The organism is Pseudomonas rosaeacicularis, from assembly GCF_057128745.1.
In genome coordinates, this window is record NZ_JBSKHT010000024.1 from 65,540 (window position 1) to 84,085 (window position 18,546).

Genomic DNA, 18,546 nt, shown 5'->3' on the forward strand with positions numbered 1-18,546 from the left:
TGTACGCGCGCGGGTCGGCCATCATACAAAAAAGCCCTCTCGTTGCGAACCCTACTTTGCAGGAGACGGACGAGGGGCCAGATCGAAAACGGCAATCAATGATGTTGGAGCAGTTCGGTCAGTTCCGATACCTGAGCGATTTCGCGCATGTCCTCCGGCAAAGCTCGCACGCTCACCGTCTTGCCAACAGCGGCGCCGTCGCGAATGAAACCCAGCAGCAGGGACAGGCCCACGCTGCTGGACTTCTCGACATCGGAGCAGTCAATGACCAACGCCGGGGCATCGCTCGCCTTGATCAGCTCGGCACCTTGCTTGCGCAGGACCGGACCGGTTCGATAATCGAGCACGCCTACCAGTTTGATCTCACCGGCCAGACCGGCCTTCACGCTGGCCTGACTCAAGCTGGCCTGACTCATTTGGTGGTCTGTTCAGACTTGGAGGCTTCTTTAGCCTTGGCCACTTCCCCGGCCCAACCGTTGATGGTCTTGTCCAGGTCGTTGCCATTGCGCTGCATCGCGTCGGCGAACTGGTCACGGAACAGCTTGCCAATGTTGATGCCGTTGATGATGACGTTACGCACTTTCCATTCGTCGTTCAGCTTCACCAGGGTGTAGGAAACAGGGTAGATCGCGCCGCCAGTGCCCTTGACCTGCATATCGACGGAGGTGCGATCGGCGCCTTCTTCCTTGGCCGGAGAAACAACGATGCCCTGGTTGTTGTACTCCAGCAGCGCATTGCCATAGAACTGAATCAGGCTGCGCTTGAAGTTTTCCTGAAAGCGCTGCATTTGCTCAGGCGATGCTTTACGTGAGTACTTGACGGTCATGATGCTTTTGGAAATGCCATCAGCATCAATAACCGGTCCGACAATCCCGTTCAGCGCATCGTAAAAAGCGCTTGGATTACCTTTGTATTCTTCTTTGTGTGCGGCCAGATCGCTCAGCAAGCGTTTGGTCGTGTCATCCACCAGGTCATGGGCAGACTGGGTCGATGTGGCGGCACTGGCCATCATCGGCAGAGCCGCCAGCAAGACCAACAGCCCACGGCGCAGAATTGAAATCATGAAAAACTCCTCATTTGGCGTCTTTGCTCACGGTATTCATCAGGAATTTACCGATCAGATCTTCGAGTACCAGCGCTGACTGCGTGTCGTGAATGGTGCTGCCATCCTTGAGCAACTTGTCATCACCACCTACGCTGATTCCGATGTACTTCTCACCCAACAGACCTGCTGTCAGGATCGAGGCGGTGGAGTCGATTGGCAGATTATTAACGCCCTTCTGCACTTCCATCGTCACACGACCAGTGAAGGTATCGCGATCCAGATCGATTGCTGTGACCTTGCCGATGGTGACACCGGCCATGGTCACCTTCGCTCTGACAGTCAAACCGGCCGAATTGTCGAAATAGGCATAAAGTTTATAGCTGTCGTTGGTCGCGCTGGCTGTCAGACCACTGACCCGCAGGGCCAGCAACAGCAAAGCCAGTATCCCGGCCAGCAGGAACAGGCCGACACCGGTTTCGAGGGTGCGGTTTTGCATCAGAAGTCTCCAAACATCAAGGCGGTCAAAATAAAGTCCAGGCCCAACACGGCCAGCGAGGCATACACCACGGTTTTGGTCGTGGCACGACTGATCCCTTCTGAAGTGGGTTCGCAGTCATAGCCTTGGAATACGGCAATCCAGGTGACCACAAAAGCAAACACGACACTTTTGATCACACCGTTGAGCACATCATCGGAAAAAGAAACGCTGTTCTGCATGTTCGCCCAGAAGGAGCCTTCATAGACGCCCAACCAGTCGACTGCGACCCACGAGCCGCCCCAGATACCGACGACGCTGAAAATCATGGCCAGCACTGGTAGCGAAATGAAGCCTGCCCACAAGCGCGGCGCAACAATGTATTTCAGTGGATCGACGCCGATCATCTCGAGACTGGACAACTGCTCGGTGGATTTCATGTTGCCAATCTCAGCCGTCAGCGCAGAACCCGCGCGACCTGCGAACAGCAGGGCCGTCACCACCGGACCCAGTTCGCGCAGCAGGGTCAGGGCAACCATCTGCCCCACCGCCTGCTCCGAACCATACTTGGCCAGGATGCTGAACCCTTGAAGCGAGAGGACCATGCCGATGAAGACGCCGGAAACAACGATGATTGCCAGAGACATCACGCCAACCGAATACAACTGACGCACCAGTAACTGGAACCCGCCGCCAATTCCGCCGCGCCCCAACAGGGCATGAACCAGAAAAATCCCCGAGCGGCCCAGCACTGCAACAATATCTATCGCGGATCGCCCCATCAGGCGAACACGCTCCATTAACGACTTTTTGCGCATCAGCGCTTCCCCAAAAGATCTTCGCGATAATCCGCTGCCGGATAGTGAAACGGTACAGGCCCGTCTGGATCGCCAGTCATGAATTGACGAATGCGCGGATTGTCCGACTCCATCAACTCCGCAGGCGTTCCCTGACCCAGCACCTGCCCATCACCGACTACATAGAGGTAGTCAGCAATGCTGGCGGTCTCTGCCAGATCATGGGAGACGACGACACTGGTGATGCCGAGCGCGTCATTGAGCAGACGGATCAGGCGCACGAGAACGCCCATCGCAATAGGGTCCTGCCCCACGAAGGGTTCGTCGTACATGAGAATTTGCGGATCGAGGGCAATCGCGCGGGCCAACGCAACCCGGCGTTTCATGCCACCGGAGAGCTCGTCGGGCATCAGCTCGACAGCCCCGCGCAACCCCACCGCCTGCAATTTTAGCAGGACGATGTCACGGATCATGTCTTCGGGCAGTTTGGTATGGACGCGAAGCGGAAAGGCAACGTTCTCGAACACGTCGAGATCGGTAAACAGCGCACCGCTCTGAAAGAGAACGCCCATTTGCTTGCGCGCATCGAACAGATCGCTACGCGACAGGTTCGGCAGGTTTTGACCGTTGACCCAGACTTCCCCGCTGCTCGGGCGCAGCTGTGCGCCCATGAGCCGCAATAGCGTGGTCTTGCCACTGCCTGACGGTCCCATGATGCCGGTGACTTTGCCCCGGGGAATGCGGATATCCACATTATTGAAGATGCTTCGCGCACCGCGTTTGAAGGACACGCCCTTCAATTCGACCGCGTAGGCGTTATCGGCACTCATCTAAACTCCTTGCGATACAGCCTGACTCTCAGATGCCGCGTCCTTGACGAACGACACACTGTCTGGAGGGCCGAACAAGCGGCGAACTATAGCACCGGTCGTGTGCGCGCCCCAAGAGCGATGCCTGCAACATTTTGAATGAAGACCAATATGGCAATCTCGCAGGAAATTTCCTGCACGGATGCACACCCCTGACGGAGCCATCGCCTGTCGGACAGCAGGCTTCTATAAACAAGAGCGACAATGATGGGTGAGGGTTTTCAACATTGCCGCTATAATCGCCGCCTTTTCATCAGGCCTACCTTTTTCCGACATGAGCCAATCCAGCGACCTGATTCAATCGGCACAACGCACTCTGCGCCTCGAAATAGAAGCCGTAGAAGGCCTGCTTGCACATATCAATGTGGATTTTGTCAGCGCCTGCGAGATGATTCTGGCGAGCAAGGGGCGCGTGGTCGTGGTCGGCATGGGCAAGTCTGGGCATATCGCAAGAAAGATTGCCGCCACGCTTGCAAGCACCGGCACACCTTCTTTCTTCGTTCATCCTGCCGAAGCCAGCCACGGCGACATGGGCATGATCACTTCAGCCGATATCATTCTGGCGCTGTCAAATTCCGGCACTACTGCCGAAATCGTGACCTTGCTGCCGCTGATCAAGCGCTTGGGCATCAAGATGATCAGCCTGACTGGCAATCCGAATTCGACACTGGCAAAAGCCGCCGAGGTCAATCTCAACGCACATGTTGTACACGAGGCCTGCCCGCTCAATCTGGCGCCCACCTCGTCAACCACTGCTGCATTGGCCATGGGCGACGCGCTGGCGATTGCGCTGCTTGATGCACGCGGTTTCACGGCTGAAGATTTTGCGTTCTCCCATCCGGGCGGCGCACTGGGGCGACGCCTGCTGCTGAAGGTCGAGCACGTAATGCACACCGGCGAGCAGCTTCCGCTGGTAGCTCGCGGAACACCTCTTCGTGATTCGCTCATGGAAATGACCCGCAAAGGACTTGGCATGACTGCCATCGTCGAACCCGACGGACGTCTGGCCGGGATTTTCACCGACGGTGATTTGCGGCGCACCCTGGACCGCACGATCGATATTCGCCAGGCCAGCATTGATGAAGTGATGACCGTACACGGCAAAACCGTCCGCCCCGAGATGCTGGCGGCAGAGGCACTCAAAATCATGGAAGACCACAAGATCGGCGCACTGATCGTGGTCGACGAGAACGACCGCCCGGTGGGCGCGTTCAACCTTCAGGACCTGCTGCGCGCGGGAGTCATGTAATGGGCACTGACATGAACGATCTGATGCAACGTGGCAAGCACATTAAACTGGCGGTTTTCGACGTGGACGGCGTGCTGACCGACGGCCGGCTGTATTTCCTCGAAGACGGCAGCGAATTCAAGACTTTCAACACGCTGGATGGGCAAGGCATCAAAATGCTGATTGCGTCTGGCGTCACTACTGCCATTATCAGCGGCCGCAAGACCCCGGTTGTCGAACGACGTGCCAAGAACCTGGGCATCGCTCACCTGTATCAGGGCCGTGAAGACAAGCTTGTGGTGCTCGACGAGCTTTTGAACGAACTGGGCCTAAGCTATGAGCAGGTAGCTTACCTGGGTGATGATCTGCCGGACTTGCCCGTGATTCGCCGGGTAGGTCTGGGTATGGCCGTTGCCAGCGCCGCGAGCTTTGTTCGCCAGCATGCGCACGGCATTACCCAGGCGCGCGGCGGCGAAGGTGCGGCCCGTGAATTTTGTGAATTGATCCTGAGCGCGCAGGGCAACCTTGAAGCGGCTCATGCCGCCTACTTATAGAAGCTCACTATGTTCAGTAAAAAAATTCGTACGTTCCTGCTGTTCGGCGTGCTCGCCGTGCTGCTGGCAGCTGCCGGCTACTGGAATATCAGCCCGGAAAGCTTCATGGACCAGCCCAAGTCTGCGGTCGATGAGAGCGCCATCGACTTCTACGCCATCAACGCCCACAGCGTCCAGTTCCTGCCCGACGGCGGTCTTCAATATGAAATGACCGCCGATAAGGTCGAACACCTGAAGGCCACAGACGTCACAATGCTGACCACGCCGAACCTGGAACTGTACCGAGGCTCGACCTTCCCTTGGCACGTCGAGAGCAAGACTGCCGAAGTCTCTCCCGGGGGCGACCATGTAGAGTTGATCGATTCCGTGCGCATCAACCGCACGGATGAAAAGAGCCGCACCACCATCATTACCAGCAGCCGCATGACTGTATTCCCTCAGAAGCAATATGCGGAAACCAAGCAAGCCGTTAGAATCGACGGCTTGGGCGGTGTAACGACGGCCATCGGCATGAAAGCGTATTTGAAAGACAGCAGGATGGACCTGCTCTCCAACGTAAGAGGACAGTATGACGCTCGTTAAAACCCTTCCTTTATTGCTCGGCCTGGGCGCAGCACTGGGAAGCGCGAGCGCCTGGTCTTTGCCTACAGACCGCGATCAGCCCATCCATATTCAGTCGGATGATGCGCAGCTCGACGACAAACAAGGCGTTGCCACTTACAAAGGCAACGTGATCATTACCCAGGGCAGCATGAAGATCACGGGTAATACCGTGACCATCACGCGTAACGCACAAGGCGAAGTCGACGTGTTCACCTCCGTCGGCAACCTGGCGTACTACGAGCAAAAGCCTTCGGTCGACAAGCCGATCGTGCAGGCCTATGGCGTGACCATTCAGTACTTTGCGGCTCAGGATCGTATTGTTCTGATCGACAAGGCCAAGGTCATCAATGACGGCAACACGTCCGAAGGCGAGAAAATCGTCTACGACACTGTCAAGCAAGTCGTGAATGCCGGTCGCGCCAATGGCACCAAGATCACCACGCCGCGCCCACGAATCGACATGGTTATCCAGCCGAAAAAGAAATCCGACCAGCAGAAGGCCCAGTAATGGCAACGCTGAAAGCTCAGCACCTGGCGAAGAGCTACAAAGGTCGTCAGGTCGTCCGTGACGTGAGCCTGTCCATCGAAAGCGGTCAGATCGTTGGCTTGCTTGGGCCTAACGGCGCAGGCAAGACCACCTGCTTCTACATGATCGTCGGCCTGGTTCAGGCCGAACAGGGGCGCGTCCTGATCGATGATCAGGATGTCAGTCACCAGCCTATGCATGGCCGCGCGCGCGCAGGCATCGGCTATCTGCCTCAAGAAGCGTCGATTTTCCGCAAGCTCTCAGTGGCCGACAACATCATGGCCATTCTGGAGACTCGCAAAGAGCTGGATCGTCCGGCTCGTCGCAAGGAACTCGAAAGCCTGCTGCAGGAATTTCATATCACGCACATCCGCGACAACCTCGGCATGAGCCTGTCCGGTGGCGAGCGTCGTCGCGTAGAAATTGCACGTGCCCTGGCGACCTCGCCCAAGTTCATCTTGCTCGATGAGCCGTTTGCCGGTGTCGACCCGATTTCGGTTGGCGATATCAAGCAAATCATTTACCACCTGAAGGCCAAAGGTATCGGTGTGTTGATCACCGATCACAACGTCCGCGAAACGCTGGATATCTGCGAAACCGCCTACATCGTCAATGATGGACAGCTGATTGCCGAAGGCGATTCGGACACCATTCTGGCGAACCAGTTGGTGAAAGAGGTATACCTCGGCCACGAGTTCCGCCTGTAACTGTTGCGATGACACTTGATTGCCGCATAGGCGCTGAAGCCGCCTTTGCCTCCAATCAAACATTAATTGTCATCGCGCTCTAGGCAAACACTCTGGTTTCAGGCATATAATTTGCTTAAGTTGGCGCCCTGGCGCCCTGTAGTGGATGGCGCGCATATGCGCCGGCGAACGAATAAGGTGTTTAGCCCCTGCCATGAAACCTTCGCTAGTCTTGAGAATGGGCCAGCAGCTGACGATGACACCGCAGCTGCAGCAGGCCATCCGCTTACTCCAATTGTCGACTCTGGATCTCCAACAGGAAATTCAGGAGGCACTGGAGTCCAATCCTATGCTCGAGCGCCAGGAAGAAGGCGACGATTTCGATAATGCCGACCCGATGGCCGATAGCGTCGAGCAAAAGCCCAATCCTGACGTTCAGGAACCGACCTACCAGGAATCCGCCCCCACCGTCGACAATCTCGAAGACGGCGAATGGAGCGAGCGCATTCCCAACGAATTGCCCGTCGATACAGCTTGGGAAGACGTTTACCAGACCAGCGCCAGCAGCCTGCCGAGCAACGACGATGATGAGTGGGACTTCACCACACGCACATCGGTTGGCGAGAGCCTGCAAAGCCATTTGCTGTGGCAGCTCAATCTTGCGCCGATGTCCGACACTGATCGCCTGATCGCCGTGACATTGATCGATTGCATTAACAATCAGGGTTATCTGGACGAGTCGCTCGATGAACTGCTCGACGCTTTCGACCCGGAGCTCGATATCGAGCTGGATGAGATCGAGGCCGTTCTGCACCGTATCCAGCAATTCGAACCTGCGGGCATCGGCGCTCGCAATCTCAGCGAATGCTTGCTGCTGCAACTACGCCAACTGCCTGCCAAGACAAAATGGTTGGCCGAAGCACAGCGCTTGGTCAGCGATTACATCGATCTGCTGGGTAGCCGTGACTACGCGCAACTGATGCGCCGCATGAAGATCAAGGAAGACGATCTTCGTCAGGTCATTGAGCTGGTGCAGAGTTTGAATCCGCGCCCCGGCTCACAGATCGAGTCCACCGAAGCCGAATACGTCGTGCCTGATGTGATCGTACGCAAGCACAACGAGCGATGGCTGGTCGAACTCAATCAGGAATCAGTGCCGCGCTTGCGCGTTAATCCGCAGTACGCAGGCTTTGTACGCCGCGCTGATACCAGCGCTGACAACACCTTCATGCGTAATCAGTTGCAAGAAGCCCGCTGGTTCATCAAGAGCCTGCAGAGCCGCAATGAGACGTTGATGAAGGTGGCCACGCAGATCGTCGAACATCAGCGCGGTTTCCTTGAGTACGGCGACGAAGCAATGAAGCCGCTGGTGTTGCACGACATCGCTGAAGCGGTGGGCATGCACGAGTCAACGATTTCCCGGGTTACAACGCAAAAGTTCATGCACACGCCGCGGGGCATTTATGAACTGAAATACTTCTTTTCCAGCCACGTCAGCACCTCAGAAGGCGGTGAATGTTCGTCCACGGCCATTCGCGCAATCATCAAAAAACTGGTTGCGGCCGAAAATCAGAAAAAGCCATTGAGTGACAGTAAGATCGCTGGTTTACTGGAGGCACAAGGCATTCAAGTGGCACGTCGCACAGTCGCCAAGTACCGCGAGTCTCTGGGGATCGCGCCTTCCAGCGAGCGCAAGCGACTGATGTAGAGGTCACAGGCCACAGCGTTCCAGTGGCAGGCAACCAAGCCTGCCTCTTTTATGCACTGGCAACGAAGGAGAAGCTGTATGCAAGTCAACATCAGTGGACACCAACTGGAAGTGACCAAGCCCCTGCGTGAATACATCGAGCTCAAACTCAAAAAGCTCGAAGGGCATTTTGACAAGATTACCAATGTGCAGGTGACGATGGCCGTCGAGAAGCTCAAACAGAAGATCGAGGCCACCCTGCATATCCCTGGTGGAGAGGTGGTTGCCAATGCGGAGCATGACGATATGTACGCTGCAATCGACTTACTCACTGACAAGCTCGACAGACAATTGCTCAAGCATAAGGAAAAGCAGCAAAGCATCCTCAAAGGTGCGGCCGCTCGCTGACACTCCCTACCCATGATCCGACTTGAAAATATCCTGACCCCTGGCCGTTCCCTCGTGAACGTGCCAGGCGGCAGTAAAAAAGCTGTACTCGAAGCGATTGCCAAAGTGATTGGGCAGCAGGTGCCCGACCTTGAGCAGCAAACCGTCTACGAAAGTCTGATAGCCCGTGAAAAACTGGGCTCCACCGGGTTCGGCAATGGCATCGCCATTCCGCATTGCCGGCTCAAGGGCTGTTCCAGCCCGATCAGTGCCCTTCTCCACCTCAGCCATCCCGTTGATTTCGACGCGATCGACGGCGCCCCGGTAGATTTGCTGTTCGTTCTGTTGGTCCCGGAAGCGGCCACGGATGAGCACCTTGAACTGCTGCGCCAGATTGCAAGCATGCTCGACCGCAAAGAAGTGCGGGAACGGCTTCGTGCTGCCCAAAGCGGCGAAGCGCTCTATCAAGTGGTCCTCGACGAGCAAACCGGGCACTAACATGCGCATGATCATCGTCAGCGGCCGCTCCGGCTCAGGCAAGAGTACGGCCCTCGATGTGCTGGAAGACAGCGGCTTCTACTGCGTTGACAACTTGCCCGCAGGCTTGCTGCCGGAGTTGGCCGAACGCGCGCTGATCAACAGCGAACTGGCCGAACCGCTGCTTGCGGTGTCCATCGACGCACGTAACCTTCCCAGCCATCTCACGCGTTTTCCAAAAATGCTCGAAGAGGTGCGCTCGCGGCATATCCAGTGCGACGTGCTGTTTCTCGATGCCGACGAGCCGACCTTGCTTAAACGCTTCTCCGAAACCCGTCGGCGTCACCCGCTCAGCACCGCCACGCGATCACTCGCCGAGGCAATCCGCGACGAGAAAACCCTGCTTGGACCAATCATTGATCTGGCGGACCTGACGATCGACACAACCAACCTGAATCTGTACCAGCTGCGCGACGCGCTCAAGCTGCGGCTGTTGAACAAGCCTGAGCCGGGTACGGCGTTTTTGGTGGAATCGTTCGGTTTCAAGCGCGGCATGCCGGTGGACGCCGACCTTGTGTTCGACGTGCGTTGCCTGCCAAATCCCTACTGGAAACCAGAGCTGCGGGAACAATCCGGGCTAGACAAACCGGTAGCCGATTACCTCTCAGCCCAGCCGGATGTCGAAGAGATGTTCCAGGACATCTTCGCCTACCTCAACAAGTGGCTGCCGCGTTTCGCCGCCAGCAACCGCGCTTACGTCACTATCGCCATTGGCTGCACCGGCGGGCATCACCGCTCTGTCTACCTGACCGAGCGACTGGGCCAGGTCTTGCAGCAATCGCTCAAGAATGTTCAGGTTCGCCACCGCGACCTAAGCTGAAAGGATCCCCTTCGCGATGCCCGCTCTCCAAATCACCATCATCAACAAGCTAGGCCTGCACGCCCGAGCTGCCGCTAAATTCGTCGGCGTGGCAGGCAGATACGCCTGCCAGATCCGAGTGGGCCGCACCCCCGAAAGCATGGTCGACGGCAAAAGCATCATGGCCGTCATGATGCTCGCGGCGGGCAAAGGAACAGAGATTCAGCTCAGTACCGAAGGCGAGGATGATCAAGCTGCGCTCGATGCATTGGTGGAGCTGATCAACAACAAGTTTGATGAAGGCGAGTAACGGCCCTCCGCCTTTGCCAGCGTATTGTTCGCACCAAGAAAAAGCCCCGACTCACAAGAGCCGGGGCTTTTTCGTACACACTTGGGGGCAAACCATCAGCCCTTCTTCACGAACTCAGACTTCAGCTTCATGGCGCCAATGCCGTCAATTTTGCAATCGATGTCGTGATCGCCATCCACCAAGCGAATGTTCTTCACCTTGGTGCCGACTTTGACTACCAGCGACGAGCCTTTGACTTTGAGGTCTTTGATCACCGTGACGGTGTCGCCATCGTGCAGCGTGTTGCCCACCGAATCCTTGATGACCTTGGCATCGTCCGACGTTTCGGCGACGGCGTCAGCAGTCCACTCGTGAGCGCATTCCGGGCAGACGAATTGTGTACCGTCTTCGTAGGTGTATTCGGAACTGCATTTAGGGCACGGCGGTAAACTCACGGCGGTTCTCGCATCAGCAGATAATAGGCGCAGGATTATAAGGGTTTTTACCGACCCAGTGGCGTCGCCGTGCATTTGCTAGAGAGGAACTCCTTCGCTTGAAGTCATAGAAACATATGCGCTTTGCTATTTAGGGATACCAGGCGTGGAGAACCACATGAACGACCCATATGATCTGCAACGATTCGTTGATGCACAGGCGGCTGTTTTCGAAGACGCGTTGGCGCAATTACGCAACGGTCGCAAGACAACCCACTGGATGTGGTTCATCTTCCCGCAGTTAAGCGGACTGGGGCACAGCGACATGGCACGGCGTTACGCGATTTCGGGGCCAGAAGAAGCCCTTGCCTATCTGCAACATCCGCACCTGGGCTGGCGCCTGGAAAACTGCATCGAGGCGTTGTTGAAATGGCGAGGACGTCGCGCGACAGACATTATGGGTTCGCCCGACGACCTGAAACTGCGGTCCAGCATGACGCTGTTTGCCAGCGTCGCGCCGAATAACACTCAATTTTGTGACGTGCTTGAGGCATTTTTCGACGGGCAGCCTGATCCCAGGACGTTGTCGGGATTGGGGCTAAAAGGATCGCGGGATTTCAAGCAGTAAGCGCGGGAAAGCGATCGCTTGCGATGAGGCCGGTACATCCGCAGCATCTCCCGGGCGTCGGGATAGCATCGCGGGCAAGCTTTCTTCCACAGCCCTCGAGCTGCCCAAAGCATTCAGCCCAACGCCGTGTCCATCACCATCATCACGCAAAACCCGGAGACAAGCCCCAGGCTTGCGATTCGGTGATGACCGTTGCGCCGGGACTCGGGAATGATTTCATGCGTCACCACCAGCAGCATCGCGCCCGCGGCGAGCGCAAGCCCGATGGGAAGCAGCAGTTCGGCAATCGCCACCAACCAGGCGCAGAGCACCGCAAACACGGGCTCGACCAGTCCAGAGGCTGCTCCAATCAAAAACGCCTTGAAGCGCGACATCCCCGCTCCCGCCAGCACCAGCGCAATTACCAACCCCTCAGGCACGTCCTGAATGGCGATGCCCATGGCCAGACTGTCTGCGTGCGCCAGACCGCCACCCGCTGACACCCCGACGGCCATGCCTTCGGGGATGTTGTGAGCGATGATGGCGATGACGAACAGCCAGATGTTCGATGGAATAACGGGATGATCCAGCGACGGCGGCAGGCTTGAATCCCGTGATACCAGGCTGTCCACAACGAACAGCCCGACGGCACCCAGCAAAATTCCAAAGCTGATCAGCCCGCCAGCGCCCCAAGGCGTAAAACCCAGGCCTTCGGCGGCGCTGAGCCCCGGTACGATCAGTGAAAACGCTGTGGCGGCGAGCATGATTCCGGCACCAAAGCCCAGCAAACCGTCGGACACCGCCACCGGCATCCTGCGAATCACCAGCACAGGCACCGCGCCAAGCGCTGTACCCAGTGCGCAAATCGCGCCGCCTTCAAGTGCCCTCAGCATGCGCGGCTCAAGACTCAACCACGATAAACCCTGGGCGATCAGCAACCCCGTCCCGGCCAGTACCAGCAACGACCCCAAAGCCAGACGAAGCAACCGCCCACTGCCGATCGTAAGTATTTCCGAACGCATAAACCGCCTTACTGCCTGTTGTTAGCTACTGCCTTGAGCGAGGATCACGCCAGTGCCGCGTGGTATCGACGGGCGACTTCGGCCCAGTTGACGACGTTGTAGAACGCGCTGATGTATTCCGGACGACGGTTTTGATAACGCAGGTAATACGCGTGCTCCCAGACGTCCAGACCCAGGATCGGCGTGTTGCCGCTCATCAACGGACTATCCTGGTTGCCGCTGCTTTCAACGATCAGTTTCTTATCGGGGGTCACGCTCAGCCAGGCCCAACCACTGCCGAAACGGGTCAACGCCGCTTTAGTGAAAGCGTCTTTGAACGCATCGAAGCCACCCAGCTGGTCGTCAATCGCCTTTGCCAGCGCATCAGTTGGCAAGCCACCACCCTGCGGACTCATGACCTCCCAGAACAGCGAATGATTGGCGTGACCACCACCTTGATTGATCACCGCCGGACGAAGTTTTTCTGGCAACTGCGCCACACCGGCGACGAGTTTTTCAATGGGCCATTCGGCATACTCGGTGCCCTCGACGGCGGCGTTGAGGTTATTGATGTATGTCTGGTGGTGCTTGCTGTGGTGGATTTCCATGGTTTGCGCGTCGATGTGCGGTTCCAGGGCATCGTAGGCGTACGGCATGGCAGGCAGAGTGAAAGGCATATCAATGAACTCCAAAAGAAAGGCTGCCCGCAGCGGTGGCATTTTGCGTAAGCGCTGAGCGCGAGTGCTCGCCACTGCTGTTGAGCAAACGATGGGTGCGGGGATATTCGCCGTGTTCGTTGATGAACCCCAACAACTCGGCGTAGGTTTTGTGACTGTGATTGAACGCAGCCTGACGCAGGGCCGGCTGCAGGTGTGAATTCTGGATGACATGCAGCAAGCGCTGATGGGCGGCGCACAGATACTCGGCGCTCTCTTCGGGCTGCTTCAGCGCCAGGTGCAGATCGGCCAGGTTGTGGTGGGAAATGACAAAGGCGGCCACCGCTTCGTCGGCCGCGCTCCAGCGCTCCAACAACACTTGAGCCAATGCCAGGGCCTGAAGGTATAACTCGCGGGCATCGACCAGTTCGCCTGCGTTGAAGCAGCTGTTGCCTTTGAGGATGGTGAGTTTCCAGTGCTCCATAGCGTGCCTCCAGAGGCAATGGCAGCCACGGTCGGAGCCGGCAGCCGTGATGACCTATGAATAAATGATATTCATTATTAAATGAGTTTGAGAATCAAAACAAGCCTAGCCGCTGAGGTATGAGCACATATGGGTACTGATGTCACACATGTAGGAGCTGCCGAAGGCTGCGATAGAGGCTTGCCTGACACACCGCTTTCGCAGCCTTCGGCGGCTCGTCAGCTCCTACAGGGCTTCGTCTGCGCAAAAAAAAGCCTGCACACCGAATCGGTGGCAGGCCATGGTTGCTGCGGTGGAGCGCTACGAATCAGCTCCCCGCGACGGTCATTTTCTCGATCAATACCGAACCGGTGCGGATGTTGCTGCGCATTTCCAGATCGTTACCGACGGCAATGATCTGTTTGAACATGTCCTTCATGTTGCCGGCGATGGTCACTTCCTGAACGGCGAACTGAATCTCGCCGTTCTCCACCCAATAGCCAGCTGCGCCACGGGAATAGTCGCCGGTGACCATGTTCAGGCCACTGCCCATCAGCTCAGTGACCAGCAGACCGCGCCCCATGCGACGAATCAACGCTGCCTGATCTTCGGTGCCGTGGGAAACGAACAGGTTGTGCACACCGCCCGCATTCGCCGTGCTCGGCAGGCTGAGTTTGCGCCCCGAGTAGGTGCTGAGGATGTAGGACACCAGATCGCCGTTCTCTACGAACGGCTTGGCATACGTGGCCAGACCATCGCCGTCAAAGGCCGAACTGCCCATCGCGCCGACCAAATGCGGCCGCTCATCGATGGTCATCCACTCCGGAAACAACCGTTGGCCCATCGCACCTTCGAGGAAGGATGATTTGCGGTACAGGTTGCCGCCGGAAATCGCCCCCAGAAAACTGCCGAACAGACCGCCCGCCAGCTCGGCCGAAAACAGCACCGGCACTTCACAAGTTGGCACCGGGCGTGCGCCCAAACGGCTGGCAGCGCGCTGAGCTGCTTTCTGGCCGATGAGTTTGGCGTCCATCAGCAGCTCGCCGCGACGATTGACGTCGTACCAGTAATCGCGCTGCATCTGGCCATCGGCTTCGGCAATCATCACGCAGCTGAGGCTGTGCCGTGTCGACGCATAACCGCCGATGAAACCGTGGCTGTTGCCATACACTCGGCAGCCCTGATGAACGTTCAGCGTGGTGCCATCGGCATTCTTGATTCGCGGATCCGCGTCAAAGGCAGCGGCCTCGCAGATCAACGCCCGCTCGATCGCCTGTTCCGGGGTGATGTCCCACGGATGGAACAGATCGAAATCCCGCAGATCCTTGGCCATCAACGCGGCATCGGCCAACCCTGAGGCTTCGTCTTCTGAGGTGTGCTTGGCAATCGCAAGCGCCGCAGCGACAGTTTCGCGAATGGCGTCCGGCCCGCTGGCCGAGGTGCTGGCCGAACCCTTGCGGTGGCCGACGTACAGCGTGATGCCAAAACCCTGGTCGCGATTGAACTCAACGGTCTCCACTTCACGCTGACGAACCGAAGTCGACAGGCCTTGCTCCAGTGACACCGCTACTTCACAGGCCGTGGCGCCTTGACGCTTGGCCTCGGCGACGATCTGTTCGACCTGCTCCTGCAACGCTGGCAAGGCTTGCGGGCCGACGCTTTCTGATGCACTCATGACTTTCTCCATCAAATTCTGATTGCGGCACTGACCGAATACCGACTGGGCCGGACAATTGGCCCCTGACTGGTTATCATGGCGGCGTTTATTTGCGGACTGCCCCCATGGTTGATTCTTACGACGACTCCTTCGACGGAGAGAAAAGCAAAACCCAGGTCAAGCGAGAGCTGCATGCTCTGGTTGAACTCGGCGAACGCTTGACGACTTTCAAGGCCGATGTACTGGCCAAACTGCCTCTGACCGACCCGTTGCGTCGAGCATTGGCCGATGCTCCAAAACACACTGCGAACATCGCGCGTAAACGCCATATTCACTTCATCGGCAAGCTGATGCGCGACCAGAATCTGGAAGAGATTCTGGTGCTGCTCGATCAACTCGACGCTTCCACGCGCCAGTACAACGAGCGCTTTCACAACCTGGAACGCTGGCGTGATCGCCTGGTGACCGGCGCTGATGATGTGTTGGAGCAGTTCGTCAACGAGTACCCGGAGGCCGATCGTCAGCAACTGCGTTCGCTCATCCGTCAGGCTCAACACGAAGCTGCGCAAAACAAGGCGCCGTCTTCGACCCGTAAAATCTTCAAATACATCCGCGAGCTGGACGAAGCCAAACGCGGACTGCGCTAAATCCCGACGCGCCGGGTAAGTGACTTACCCGGCGTCGCTCATCTCAAACGTTGCCCATCAAGAACCCGTGCCGCCAACCGTGATCGCATCGATCTTCAAGGTCGGCTGACCCACGCCCACCGGCAACGACTGTCCGTCTTTACCACACGTACCGACGCCGCTGTCCAGCGACAGGTCATTACCGACCATCGACACCCGGCTCATCGCCTCGGGGCCGTTGCCGATCAATGTCGCACCCTTGACCGGCGTGGTGATTTTGCCGTCTTCGATCAAATACGCTTCGCTGGTGGAGAACACGAACTTGCCGCTGGTGATATCGACTTGGCCGCCGCCCAGGTTTGCGCAGTAGATGCCGCGCTTGACCGAGGCAATGATTTCCGCCGGATCACTCTGACCGCCGAGCATGTAGGTGTTGGTCATACGCGGCATCGGCAGGTGAGCGTAGGACTCGCGACGACCGTTGCCGGTTCGGGCCACGCCCATCAGCCGCGCGTTCAACTTGTCCTGCATATAGCCCTTGAGCACGCCTTTTTCGATCAGCGTGGTGCATTCGGTCGGGGTGCCTTCGTCATCGACGCTCAACGACCCGCGACGCCCGGCCAGCGTGCCGTCATCGACGATGGTGCACAGCTTGGAGGCGACCATCTCGCCCATACGACCGCTGTAGGCTGAGCTTCCCTTGCGGTTGAAGTCGCCCTCCAGGCCGTGGCCGACCGCTTCGTGCAGCAGCACGCCGGACCAGCCAGAACCGAGCACCACAGGCAAAGTCCCAGCCGGGGCTGGAATCGCTTCGAGATTGACCAGCGCCTGGCGCAACGCTTCGCGGGCATAACCCATGGCGCGGTCTTCGCTGAGGAAATAACGGTAATCGGTACGTCCGCCACCGCCATGTCCGCCGCGCTCGCGACGACCATTCTGTTCAACGATCACGCTGACGTTGAACCGCACCAGCGGCCGTACATCGGCGGCCAGGCTGCCATCGGTGGACGCCACCAAAATGCGTTCCCAGACGCCCGCCATGCTCACCGTGACTTGCTGAATACGGGTGTCCAGCGCGCGGGTGGCGACGTCGATGCGCTTGAGCAGCTCGACCTTTTCGGCGCGCGTCATGACTTCAAGTGGGTTATCCGGGCCGTACAGTTGCGCGACGTCCTGGGTGGTGAACGCCTGAACGCGGCCATTTTGCCCGGCACGAGAAATCGAGCGAGCGGCGCGGGCGGCCAGGGTCAGGGCTTCAGGAGTGATGGCGTTGCTGTAGGCAAAGCCGGTTTTTTCGCCGGACTGCGCGCGCACGCCCACGCCCTGATCGAGGTTGAAGCTGCCTTCTTTGACGATGCCGTCTTCCAAGGCCCAGGATTCGGAAATCTGCCCTTGGAAGTACAGATCAGCGGCGTCGATTCCGGGGCCGGCCAGCTCGCCCAACACCGATTGCAGGCTGTCGATGCTCAGGCCGCCGGGCGCCAGAAGGTGTTCACTGACAGAGGACAGGTCGCTCATATTCACTCCGGTGTATTAGCAGGCCGCAATGCGTCCTGCGAAAAAAATCGCCGGTGATTAGACACCGGCATCCGCGCCCGTATGGACGCTTGTTCTTGACTGTCTCTCTCGGCCAGCAGCACGGCTTCACCCTGTGCCTGCTCGGCCATCACGCGGCCCCATGGATCAATGATCGCCGCGTGCCCAAATGTTTCCCGTGGCCCGGGATGAACCCCACCTTGCGCTGCCGCCAGCACGTAGCACTGGGTTTCGATGGCTCGTGCGCGCAGCAGGCACTCCCAGTGCGCCGCGCCCGTTACAGCGGTAAAGGCCGAGGGCGCGGTAATCAATTCAGCGCCCGCTTCACGCAGTGCGGTATACAGCTCGGGGAAGCGCAGGTCATAACAGACCGTCAGCCCCAGCTTGCCCACCGGCGTATCGACTACCACCACATTGTTGCCGTGGGCGTAATCGTCCGATTCCCGGTAGCGCCCGCGACTGTCGGCCACGTCCACATCGAACAAGTGCAGCTTGTCGTAACGCGCCACGGTCTCGCCGTATTCGTCTACCAGCAGCGAGCACGCCGTGACTTTGCCCTCGGGCCGATCATTGGGCGGCAGCGGCAAAGTGCCGGCCACTACCCATAACTTGAGGTCGCGAGCGACAAGTTTCAACCATGGCAGGATAGGACCTTCGCCTTTTGCTTCGGCACGACCGATGTCAGCGACATCGCGACGGCCCATGGCGGCGAAGCTCTCTGGCAGCACCGCAAGCTTTGCACCCGATGCTGCGGCCTGCTCCAACAAGCGACGGGCCTGGGCCAGATTACCCTCGACGTTGCTCTGGCTGACCATTTGAATCACGGCGAAGGACATAGACGCTCCTTGAAACGGTAGAACTGCACTCTACTCCAAGCGTTGCTCTGCGGCTTGGTTGCAAGCTCGATGCAAACTGCCTTTGTAGGAGCTGACGAGCCCGTGCGAGGCTCCGGGGGCGCGCGCAACCGATGCGGTACACCTGACACACCGTAATCGCAGCCTCGCGTTGCTCGTCAGCTCCTATGTATGGACTCGCCCCCACTGCCAACCCTTTTTTAACACTGCTACCCGGTTGCATCTATGTA

24 protein-coding genes are annotated in these 18,546 nt (G+C 58.0%); 12 read left to right on the top strand and 12 right to left on the bottom strand.

Annotation, left to right across the window (positions count from 1 at the left end; all coding sequences use genetic code 11):
- Positions 1–95: 95 nt before the first annotated feature.
- From ACWKWM_RS26170 to ACWKWM_RS26190, 5 genes are read right to left on the bottom strand one after another with little or no spacing between them, the layout of a single operon-like run.
- Complete coding sequence (locus tag ACWKWM_RS26170) at positions 96–416, bottom strand: STAS domain-containing protein (protein ID WP_483848886.1); 321 nt, start codon at positions 414–416, stop codon at positions 96–98.
- Entirely contained in the window at positions 413–1,063 is a 651-nt protein-coding gene (locus ACWKWM_RS26175) for an MlaC/ttg2D family ABC transporter substrate-binding protein (protein WP_483848887.1), read from the bottom strand. The genes ACWKWM_RS26170 and ACWKWM_RS26175 overlap by 4 nt, the downstream gene beginning before the upstream one ends.
- A 10-nt stretch (positions 1,064–1,073) precedes the next feature.
- Positions 1,074–1,541 carry an outer membrane lipid asymmetry maintenance protein MlaD gene (mlaD, locus tag ACWKWM_RS26180; RefSeq protein ID WP_483834139.1) on the bottom strand — a complete coding sequence of 156 codons (468 nt, stop codon included), beginning with the start codon at positions 1,539–1,541 and terminating at the stop codon, positions 1,074–1,076.
- Entirely contained in the window at positions 1,541–2,338 is a 798-nt protein-coding gene (mlaE, locus tag ACWKWM_RS26185) for a lipid asymmetry maintenance ABC transporter permease subunit MlaE (protein WP_483834138.1), read from the bottom strand. Before mlaE ends, mlaD begins: the two co-directional genes overlap by 1 nt.
- Positions 2,338–3,147, bottom strand: a complete 810-nt coding sequence (locus ACWKWM_RS26190) for an ATP-binding cassette domain-containing protein (protein WP_483848888.1) — start codon at positions 3,145–3,147, stop codon at positions 2,338–2,340. The genes mlaE and ACWKWM_RS26190 overlap by 1 nt, the downstream gene beginning before the upstream one ends.
- 313 nt (positions 3,148–3,460) lie before the next feature.
- On the opposite strand from ACWKWM_RS26190, the gene ACWKWM_RS26195 reads away from it, so the two are divergent.
- The 10 genes from ACWKWM_RS26195 to ACWKWM_RS26240 all read left to right on the top strand — a co-directional run bounded on the left by ACWKWM_RS26195 (position 3,461) and on the right by ACWKWM_RS26240 (position 10,503).
- Entirely contained in the window at positions 3,461–4,435 is a 975-nt protein-coding gene (locus ACWKWM_RS26195; protein WP_483848889.1) for a KpsF/GutQ family sugar-phosphate isomerase, read from the top strand.
- On the top strand, positions 4,435–4,968 hold the full coding sequence (locus ACWKWM_RS26200) for a KdsC family phosphatase (RefSeq protein ID WP_483848890.1): 534 nt from the start codon (positions 4,435–4,437) through the stop codon (positions 4,966–4,968). The genes ACWKWM_RS26195 and ACWKWM_RS26200 overlap by 1 nt, the downstream gene beginning before the upstream one ends.
- Before the next feature lie 9 nt (positions 4,969–4,977).
- Complete coding sequence (lptC, locus tag ACWKWM_RS26205; protein WP_483848891.1) at positions 4,978–5,550, top strand: LPS export ABC transporter periplasmic protein LptC; 573 nt, start codon at positions 4,978–4,980, stop codon at positions 5,548–5,550.
- Positions 5,537–6,079 (top strand): lipopolysaccharide transport periplasmic protein LptA, encoded by a 543-nt coding sequence (lptA, locus tag ACWKWM_RS26210; RefSeq protein WP_483834133.1) that lies wholly within the window; start codon positions 5,537–5,539, stop codon positions 6,077–6,079. Before lptC ends, lptA begins: the two co-directional genes overlap by 14 nt.
- Positions 6,079–6,804, top strand: a complete 726-nt coding sequence (lptB, locus tag ACWKWM_RS26215) for an LPS export ABC transporter ATP-binding protein (RefSeq protein WP_349800869.1) — start codon at positions 6,079–6,081, stop codon at positions 6,802–6,804. The genes lptA and lptB overlap by 1 nt, the downstream gene beginning before the upstream one ends.
- A gap of 193 nt (positions 6,805–6,997) precedes the next feature.
- Positions 6,998–8,491: an RNA polymerase factor sigma-54 gene (locus tag ACWKWM_RS26220; protein WP_483834132.1), complete on the top strand. Its 1,494-nt coding sequence runs from the start codon at positions 6,998–7,000 to the stop codon at positions 8,489–8,491.
- A 78-nt stretch (positions 8,492–8,569) separates the two neighbouring features.
- Positions 8,570–8,878 carry a ribosome hibernation-promoting factor, HPF/YfiA family gene (gene hpf / locus ACWKWM_RS26225; RefSeq protein ID WP_349800867.1) on the top strand — a complete coding sequence of 103 codons (309 nt, stop codon included), beginning with the start codon at positions 8,570–8,572 and terminating at the stop codon, positions 8,876–8,878.
- 12 nt (positions 8,879–8,890) lie between these two features.
- Positions 8,891–9,355: a PTS IIA-like nitrogen regulatory protein PtsN gene (gene ptsN, locus ACWKWM_RS26230; protein WP_483848892.1), complete on the top strand. Its 465-nt coding sequence runs from the start codon at positions 8,891–8,893 to the stop codon at positions 9,353–9,355.
- Position 9,356: 1 nt separating this feature from the next.
- Positions 9,357–10,214 (top strand): RNase adapter RapZ, encoded by an 858-nt coding sequence (gene rapZ, locus ACWKWM_RS26235; protein WP_483848893.1) that lies wholly within the window; start codon positions 9,357–9,359, stop codon positions 10,212–10,214.
- Positions 10,215–10,230: 16 nt separating this feature from the next.
- Positions 10,231–10,503, top strand: coding sequence for an HPr family phosphocarrier protein (locus tag ACWKWM_RS26240; protein ID WP_483848894.1), 273 nt, complete (start codon positions 10,231–10,233; stop codon positions 10,501–10,503).
- A gap of 95 nt (positions 10,504–10,598) precedes the next feature.
- Here ACWKWM_RS26240 and ACWKWM_RS26245 read toward each other — a convergent pair whose 3' ends face one another.
- Positions 10,599–10,976, bottom strand: coding sequence for a zinc ribbon domain-containing protein YjdM (locus tag ACWKWM_RS26245; RefSeq protein WP_483848904.1), 378 nt, complete (start codon positions 10,974–10,976; stop codon positions 10,599–10,601).
- Between the two features lie 118 nt (positions 10,977–11,094).
- On the opposite strand from ACWKWM_RS26245, the gene ACWKWM_RS26250 reads away from it, so the two are divergent.
- Positions 11,095–11,544: a DUF1810 domain-containing protein gene (locus tag ACWKWM_RS26250; RefSeq protein WP_483848895.1), complete on the top strand. Its 450-nt coding sequence runs from the start codon at positions 11,095–11,097 to the stop codon at positions 11,542–11,544.
- A gap of 113 nt (positions 11,545–11,657) precedes the next feature.
- On the opposite strand, the gene ACWKWM_RS26255 is transcribed toward ACWKWM_RS26250, so the two are convergent.
- From ACWKWM_RS26255 to pmbA, 4 genes are all read right to left on the bottom strand, one after another.
- Complete coding sequence (locus ACWKWM_RS26255) at positions 11,658–12,545, bottom strand: ZIP family metal transporter (protein WP_483848896.1); 888 nt, start codon at positions 12,543–12,545, stop codon at positions 11,658–11,660.
- 44 nt (positions 12,546–12,589) lie between these two features.
- The gene (locus ACWKWM_RS26260) at positions 12,590–13,201 is read right to left on the bottom strand and encodes a superoxide dismutase (protein ID WP_483848897.1); all 612 of its coding nucleotides are present in this window, start codon (positions 13,199–13,201) and stop codon (positions 12,590–12,592) included.
- 1 nt (position 13,202) lies between these two features.
- Entirely contained in the window at positions 13,203–13,664 is a 462-nt protein-coding gene (locus ACWKWM_RS26265) for a DUF2753 family protein (RefSeq protein WP_483848898.1), read from the bottom strand.
- Between the two features lie 307 nt (positions 13,665–13,971).
- Positions 13,972–15,318: a metalloprotease PmbA gene (pmbA, locus tag ACWKWM_RS26270; protein WP_483848899.1), complete on the bottom strand. Its 1,347-nt coding sequence runs from the start codon at positions 15,316–15,318 to the stop codon at positions 13,972–13,974.
- Between the two features lie 107 nt (positions 15,319–15,425).
- On the opposite strand from pmbA, the gene yjgA reads away from it, so the two are divergent.
- Positions 15,426–15,947, top strand: a complete 522-nt coding sequence (gene yjgA / locus ACWKWM_RS26275) for a ribosome biogenesis factor YjgA (protein ID WP_483834124.1) — start codon at positions 15,426–15,428, stop codon at positions 15,945–15,947.
- Between the two features lie 57 nt (positions 15,948–16,004).
- On the opposite strand, the gene tldD is transcribed toward yjgA, so the two are convergent.
- On the bottom strand, positions 16,005–17,444 hold the full coding sequence (gene tldD / locus ACWKWM_RS26280) for a metalloprotease TldD (protein ID WP_483848900.1): 1,440 nt from the start codon (positions 17,442–17,444) through the stop codon (positions 16,005–16,007).
- 2 nt (positions 17,445–17,446) lie between these two features.
- Positions 17,447–18,298, bottom strand: coding sequence for a carbon-nitrogen hydrolase family protein (locus tag ACWKWM_RS26285; RefSeq protein WP_483848901.1), 852 nt, complete (start codon positions 18,296–18,298; stop codon positions 17,447–17,449).
- Positions 18,299–18,546: the final 248 nt, after the last annotated feature.